Source organism: Microvirga tunisiensis, assembly GCF_009296175.1.
Classification (GTDB): domain Bacteria; phylum Pseudomonadota; class Alphaproteobacteria; order Rhizobiales; family Beijerinckiaceae; genus Microvirga; species Microvirga tunisiensis.
Window position 1 is genome coordinate 1 of the sequence record NZ_VOSK01000311.1, and the last position, 6,920, is coordinate 6,920.

Below are 6,920 nucleotides of genomic sequence, written 5' to 3' on the forward strand. Positions count from 1 at the left end.
CCAGAAGCTCATTGGCCTTAGCGGGACCCGTTTGAATAAGTTGTCTGATGGTGGTCATGTTGTCCTCATGAGATCTGGAAAAGGTGATCACCGACGCAATACGAATGTGGTGATGATGGTGCTCGGCCCGGTGTCGCTTGCGAGCCGTAAGCGCGTGTTTGAGAAACCACGGTTGAGCCGAAGGCCTTTCAGACGAATGTGATGTTGGTGGGTGTAACGCAGACGCTAGGAACACTGTCGCGCAACTGCGAAAAACTTGCTGCAGCGCAGTATAGCAACAGCCTGAAGCCCGAACGGTTCCTCAAAAAGGCTCCGTTACTGGGAGGCCGTGAAGGCACCTGCGCTGGCGCTGGTGAAGCGGGATCGCCATATGTGAGCTGTCGCCGACTTGTGCTTCACAGGCGTCGGTGACTGAGCGAGCCGAGTGCTCCGACCTGTCGTGCGGAGCTAACAATGGCTGAGAGCATACGCCTCCATCCTCCGTTCGTTGCTGAAACCCTGATTGAGAAAGCGTGCACAGCCGGCAGGCACAGCAAGCTGACCTGGGCGCCATGCATGTTCGCATTATCCTCTCCCGAAGGTGAAGCAAGTGCATCATGCATATGAAAGCTGCTACGGACCCCTTGAAGGTCTTCGTCTGCCTTTAAGAGCCTGGGCCGTGCTGCGCAGAGAACATCATGTCGCTCAACCGGGTAAAGGCTGTTGCTCACCGGATCGAGCAGTTCACGGCGTCGGGGTAAAAACGGCACGAGCAGTCAGAGCAGAGCTTGCTCGTGTCGCACTCCTCGAAGATCAGTCCCTCTGATCTATGGAACCCATCATTGTCCACAACGGCGGTAGAAGATCGCCTTTGCCTGTTCGAGGTTGAGAGCCCAGTCTTCGATAGTCACCCCTAGCGGGCATTGTTGCATTAACTTGGAATGGGCATAACGAACCCGATCGACAGGGTCACTCAGGCGGCAGAACCAAAGAGCTGGTTCACAAGATGGATTTCGCCTATCACGCCGGGTCGTGCTAGGACGCAGTGCCCACGGCGGATCATTCGCATGACCTCAAAGCCTTTGAGGGCCGCCCGCGCCGTTTTTATTTGCTGGAAGCCGCGGGTCGGTCGGATCACACGCTTGAGCGCGCCATGGTCCGCCTCGATGATATTGTTCAGATATTTCGAGGTGCGGTGTACCACATCTTTCGGCAACAACCCTTCGTTCTGCAAGCGCCGGATGGCCTTGGGATACGACGCCAATTTGTCGGTCGTGATGGATGAGGGAGGATAGTCGCTCACCGCCCTCAGAGCTTTGCGCAAGAAACGATAGGCGGCGTTGGTGTTACGGCGGTCGGACAGCATGAAGGCGATCAACCGTCCGTGCTTGTCGACCGCGCGAAACAAGTACTTCCACTTGCCCCCGACGCGGACGTAGGTCTCGTCCACTCTCCAGGAACCTGAGCGGGGTTCCCGATAGGGTCGGATCCGCTTCTCGATCTCCGGGGCATAGCGCTGAACCCAACGAAAGATCGTGGATGGGGCAACGTCGACACCGCGTTCCTGCATCATCTCGGCGAGGTCGCGGTAGCTGATCCCATACTTAGTCGGCCCTGAACAACCCACAACTGATTGAGGTTGAAGGATTCTTCGTCGCCGCGAAGCATTGTAAAATGCCGGTTCCTGGGGAACGACCCACCCAAAACCGGTGTTTTGCCATGGGACCCAAGCCGACGCTGCCGAGCTCCGGCGATCTCTACCGCAGCCGTCTCGATCAGATCCTTGATCCGCGTCACGAGCTCTTTCGCCTGGCCAGTCTGATCGACTGGGACAGGTTTGATCACGAGTTTGGCCGCTTCTATCGGGCTCTGGGGCGGCCTGCCAAACCTACTCGCCTGATGGTGGGGCTGTCCTATCTCCAGCATACCTTCAACCTGTCCGATGAAGCCGTGGTGCAGCGTTGGACAGAAAACCCGTATTGGCAGTGGTTCTGCGGCTGCGAGTATTTCCAACACGAGCTGCCGTGCGATCCCAGCTCGCTCACGCGCTGGCGCAAACGGCTTGGTCCAGCGGGGCTGGAGACGCTGCTGGCTGCCACGATCCAGGCCGGGCTGGAGAGCGGCGCGGTGCGGCTCTCAAGCCTGGAGCGGATCAGCGTCGACACGACGGTGCAGCCGAAGGCCATCACCTATCCCACCGACGCGAAGCTGTACCTGAAGGCTCTGCTTGCCCTCGTGCGGCAGGCCAGGAAGTGCGGCCTCGCGCTGCGGCAGTCCCACACGCGCCTGGCCAAACGGGCGGCCGTGCAGGTCGGTCGCTATGCCCATGCGCGCCAGATGCGGCGCATGCGGCGCGAACTCAAGCGGCTGAAGACCTATCTCGGGCGGGTCTACCGCGATGTGATGCGCCAAGTCGCCGGGGATGTGGAGCTCTCGATCCGGTTTGCTCCTCTGCTTGGCCTGACGGAGCGTCTTCTGACCCAAGAGCGCACGAGCAAGAACAAGCTCTACAGCCTGCATGCGCCGGAGGTGGTGTGCATCGCCAAGGGCAAAGCACATCGCCCGTATGAGTTCGGCTCGAAGGTGGCGCTGGCGGTGACGAACCGGGAGGGCTTCGTGCTCGCGTCCCAGGCGCTGGAGGGCAATCCGTATAACGGCCATACGTTGAACGCCACCATAGACCAGGTCATCGCCATGACGGGCATCGAGCCAGAGCGGACCTATGTCGATCAGGGCTATCGGGGGCATGACTACGCCAAGACGGATCGGGTCTTCATCACGCGCCAGCGGCGGGGTCTCACGCCCACGATCAGACGGGAGCTGAGACGGCGCTCAGCCATCGAGCCGATGATCGGGCATATGAAACAGGATGGGAGGTTGGGACGCAATCACCTGCTCGGAGCCGCGGGGGATGCGATGAACGCCCTTCTCGTGGCCGCCGGGCACAATCTGCGGCTGATCTTGAGCTGGCTCAGGCTTTTTGTTGCCTACCTCATGGCAGCCCTGACCATCTCATTCGCACAATCGGATACTGCCCACGAACCCTGGAGCCCAATCGCCGCCTGATCAAACCGCATTGTTCAGGGCCGACTACTTACAGTACCAGCGCACGCACAGCAGAATGATCTCAATCGGAAAGCGGCGGCGCTTGAACAGAGAAAACAGAACGGCTCCTTGATTAGCCGCCCTCCCTATACTGCCAAGGTTAATGCAACAGTGCCGCTGCGGGAGGGGGTGCGACAGACCATCACCGCCCTGCAAGCCGCCGTCTGAGCGCGTGCTGCACATGTGAGGCGACGAGGTTTCGTCCAAGTTACTGAGGTTTGTTGAGCAAACCTTGCGCGCTCCCCAAGGGTCACTGGATCACCAACGGGGCCTAGCCATTGCGGAGAGGACTCGGCATACTTGGCCCGTCGCTGATTTGGGGACGGGACATGAGCACGACGCGAACGATCATCTTGCTCGGCGGGATCACCGTGGTCCTGCCGCTATTCCTGTTCCTGGTCGCAGTGGCACACAACCCGAGCGTCAGCGGGAACGTCATCTCGTACATCTTCGGTGCCATCATCTTTGCGATCTTCCTGATCGGGGCGATCTTCGAGATCAAGCGGCTCGCTGATAACCCGTGACCGGCGTTTTCATTCCGCGAAACCCACTTGGGGTCGTTTGGCCTGTTTTAATGTTTGTTCTTGAGGTTCAAGGGTGGTCGAAGCCGTTCGCAAAGTGCATGAATGCGGTCCAAGGCAGCGAAATCACCGCCTAAGTGCGGCAGTCTGTGAAGCCAACCAAGATTAAGGGCCTGACGCTTTATAACCGCTCCACAGCTTTGAACAGCGGGCATCGAGCTTCGTCATAAGGGATGGCAATCAGTAGGTGCGGCCGCTCTGCTGTTTGAGCTTCTTGATCCTGTGGCGTTGATAAGCGTCGATTTGCCGGAACAGCGACATGCGTCTGTCAAAGCTCAGATGCGTGATGGAGACGATGTACGGGGTCTTGGTGTCCGGTCCGCCGATATCGAGTCCGCACACGATACCTCCTTCTTCGCCGGTGTAAAAAATGCTCACCACGTTACAGCTATCTGGGACCGCCAGATCCGGAGTTTGCTTTACTATTGCCCGCATGAGGATTTGAGATAGCCTGGTTTCGATAGGAAGCGACGCTTTCAGTTCCGCAACAAGGCGATCGGTTTTCTCAGGATCATCGATCATCAATCAACTCCGAGATTGGTAGCGGCGCCAGTGGTGCCATCGGACACGGCAAGCGTCAGTGAGATCGTGTAGTTCCACTCACCGTGGAAACCATCACGATTGATATAGATCGCGTTCATTTCCGCGTCGGATACCTTGATGGCTTTTGGGTCGTCATTCTCGTCGAGGCGGCACTGGACATCGAGTCCGGTGCTCGTGCTGGTCGCTCCGATCAGCTGGATGATGACCTTGTGGCTGATCAGCGGTTTGCCGCGCCAGTTCTGTGTGATGAAGGCAAAGAGCCGATACTCGATGCGGTTCCATTTGCTGGTACCGGGCGGGTGATGAGCGACAGTAATCGATAGCCCCGCTTCGTTGGCGAAGATCTGAAGTTCGCGTTTCCACAGCTGTACGCGAGCACCATTGCTGCCACCGCAGTCGGCGGTGATCAGAAGCTGCGTAGCGTTGGGATAGCGAGCCTTCCCCAAGCCGAGCCACCAACGCCGAATGCTCTCGACGGCGAAAACCACGGTATCGTGATCGATCCCGACATGAACCCAGCCGGAATTGGCCGCAATGTCGTAGACGCCGTAGGGCACAACCTTGCCAAGCTCGGGTAATTTGAAGTCATGAACGCGTACGGGCTCAGGATCGCCTTTGGCGCGCAGCTCGCGCCCACCGTTTTTGAAATCGCCAACCAGCTCTTTCTTCTTCGTATCAACAGAGATGGCAGGCTGTCCGGCTTGTTGGAACGGTTTGATCTTTTCGTTGATGGTCTCAAACTGAGCATCTCGGTCGGGATGGGCGGTACCCCCGCGCGTCTTCCTGTTCGCATGCAGGCTGAAGCCAAGTCTCCGCAGCAAGCGACCGACCAATTTCTGACTGGCGGTGAAGCCAAGCTCTGCCAGCGCCTGCACGAGGTGGCGCTGGCTCCTGCTGACCCACAACAGCGTGGCCTCAGGGTCTCCCCGGATCGCCGATTGCAGCAGCTGCTCCAGCGCTTCCAGGAGCCCCGGCTCAGTCTCGATCTTCGGCTTGCGGCCGCCCCCCGGTCGACGAACGCGGCGTGTCAGCCGGGCATTCTCGCTCCGCAACTCCGCAAGACCACGCCCGATCGTGCTGCGTGCGACCCCGGTCGCCTCGGACACCACGGCGACGCCGCCCCGACCCGCCGCACGAGCCTCGGTTGCCGCGAACAACCGACGCGCACGCTCGTCGAGATAGGGCGCAAGCGTCTCGAAGCGCTCCTTGATAGCGACGATGTCGATCATTTTCTCAGGCCCGGCCCAATCTCATCGGGCGACTGAAACAGACCATCCCGACCGCGTCCAGGTCTTTTGAGGCGCTCGATGAACTGCGCCTCGGAAACGAAACCGGGTCAGACCAACTCAAAATTCCGATTCACCTATTCCGCCTCAGGCCCTAAGGCTTGTGGAGGGAGGCCGCTTTTCTTCACTAAGGGGCCCATATGCACTGAGGATTCAGTTGCGGCTATGCCTTTGGGCTTCTTAGGCGGTGGCTCTGATAGGGAGCGATGAGCAGCAGCTCGGGGAGCTGGAGCTGGCCTGTGAGCCTCTGGGAGCCCCGCGGAGGTGCGCGAGGGTCGCGCCGGGGCAGATTCGCGCGGGGCGGATTGACCGCCGAGAGCGGGAATCGCCGCCATGAGCCGCCGCAGCCCTCCTGTTGGGGTCAGCGCAAAATCTGTGCCCAATGATACGCTTAGTGCAAACGGATCAGAAACCTTCCCGACGCAGGCTTGCGGACTGATCCTGAACGTGAAGCCAGATGATACTTGTATCGATCTGGTACCATCTTGAAACTGTTGCTGTATCTGCTTTGTCCCACTTACGTGGGCAGCACTACTCTCTCATGGACGACACTTTGGCGAGCCGTACTCCTCTCTTTCGGTTGTTCTGCCTTGGAATGATGGCTGAGACACCAAAATTCAGCTGTATTCAGCCATGGCGGCGGTTCTCGCTCGCTTCATAGAGACACGTTCTTGCTACGTACTCCGTTACCGTGTGTTTGGGAGCAATTCTTGTTCCGGCCCCATCCATGCAACAACGCGCCTCAGAGCAGTACAGGAGCGTTCCCGGTTGCAGTAAAGCTTGCGCCAGACGCTGCGCACCAATAACTTAGAAGAGCGCAGTCTTGGGAGGGGACATCATGACGTCCGTTCAGCCGCCGAGACCAGATCAACCCGATCCTGCCAATTACGCTTATAACCTTTTCAGGAATAAGCAGCGGCCAGACATCATCTGTGCGGTTCCGGAGGACCGTCCTGTTCCCCACTTCATTGACCAAGAGCGATGGACCTTCGAACAGCCCCTTCGCCCCTTGCAAGCTCGCCCGCCAGGCTTCGACAGCAAGGCGGCGCATACGGGTGTGCGGTTCAATGGCTTCTATCTCTTCTATGCCATTGCCTCTGCACCGATTGTGCAAGCGGCTTTGGACGTTCTGAGTGGAGGGCTCTGATTGCCTCCTTTGGGGCCAAGCATTCGGCTGCGCCCGCAACTTTTCTGCCCATCACCAGACTACGAGGAGAAAAGGCGAGTGCAGTCAAAGCACTCGCCTTCTCACGGTCGGTTTAGCTCTGCGGCTGAGGAACCAGCCCTCCGTCGCCCGCTCGCGGGCGGCCACGGCCGGCGGTGGGCACGGCGGAGCCGCGGCTGGGGCTGATCGCCTCGCCGGTATCGCGCACCGGAGGCTGTCCGTCGAGGAGATGGCGGATTTCGTCGCCGCTCAGGGTCTCGT

8 protein-coding genes are annotated in these 6,920 nt (G+C 59.2%); 5 read left to right on the forward strand and 3 right to left on the reverse strand.

Annotation, left to right across the window (positions count from 1 at the left end; translation table 11 throughout):
• The coding region (locus FS320_RS47265) for a hypothetical protein (RefSeq protein WP_210252230.1) at positions 1–202 on the forward strand (202 nt) is incomplete at its 5' end.
• A gap of 750 nt (positions 203–952) precedes the next feature.
• On the opposite strand, the gene FS320_RS34925 is transcribed toward FS320_RS47265, so the two are convergent.
• Complete coding sequence (locus FS320_RS34925) at positions 953–1,606, reverse strand: IS6 family transposase (protein ID WP_338105613.1); 654 nt, start codon at positions 1,604–1,606, stop codon at positions 953–955.
• 92 nt (positions 1,607–1,698) lie between these two features.
• On the opposite strand from FS320_RS34925, the gene FS320_RS34930 reads away from it, so the two are divergent.
• Both FS320_RS34930 and FS320_RS34935 read left to right on the forward strand, forming a co-directional pair.
• Complete coding sequence (locus tag FS320_RS34930; RefSeq protein ID WP_152716969.1) at positions 1,699–3,045, forward strand: IS5 family transposase; 1,347 nt, start codon at positions 1,699–1,701, stop codon at positions 3,043–3,045.
• A 368-nt stretch (positions 3,046–3,413) separates the two neighbouring features.
• On the forward strand, positions 3,414–3,608 hold the full coding sequence (locus tag FS320_RS34935; RefSeq protein WP_152716970.1) for a hypothetical protein: 195 nt from the start codon (positions 3,414–3,416) through the stop codon (positions 3,606–3,608).
• Between the two features lie 237 nt (positions 3,609–3,845).
• Here the strand turns inward: FS320_RS34935 and FS320_RS34940 are convergent, their stop codons facing one another.
• Both FS320_RS34940 and FS320_RS34945 read right to left on the reverse strand, forming a co-directional pair.
• Positions 3,846–4,187 carry a hypothetical protein gene (locus tag FS320_RS34940; protein WP_152716971.1) on the reverse strand — a complete coding sequence of 114 codons (342 nt, stop codon included), beginning with the start codon at positions 4,185–4,187 and terminating at the stop codon, positions 3,846–3,848.
• Positions 4,187–5,437: an ISAzo13 family transposase gene (locus tag FS320_RS34945; protein ID WP_152716972.1), complete on the reverse strand. Its 1,251-nt coding sequence runs from the start codon at positions 5,435–5,437 to the stop codon at positions 4,187–4,189. The genes FS320_RS34940 and FS320_RS34945 overlap by 1 nt, the downstream gene beginning before the upstream one ends.
• Before the next feature lie 895 nt (positions 5,438–6,332).
• Between FS320_RS34945 and FS320_RS34950 the strand changes: the two genes are divergently transcribed.
• Both FS320_RS34950 and FS320_RS47270 read left to right on the forward strand, forming a co-directional pair.
• Positions 6,333–6,641, forward strand: a complete 309-nt coding sequence (locus FS320_RS34950; protein ID WP_244627587.1) for a hypothetical protein — start codon at positions 6,333–6,335, stop codon at positions 6,639–6,641.
• A partial coding sequence (locus FS320_RS47270; RefSeq protein ID WP_210252231.1) for a hypothetical protein occupies positions 6,628–6,920 on the forward strand: 293 nt, incomplete at its 3' end. The genes FS320_RS34950 and FS320_RS47270, both read left to right, overlap by 14 nt.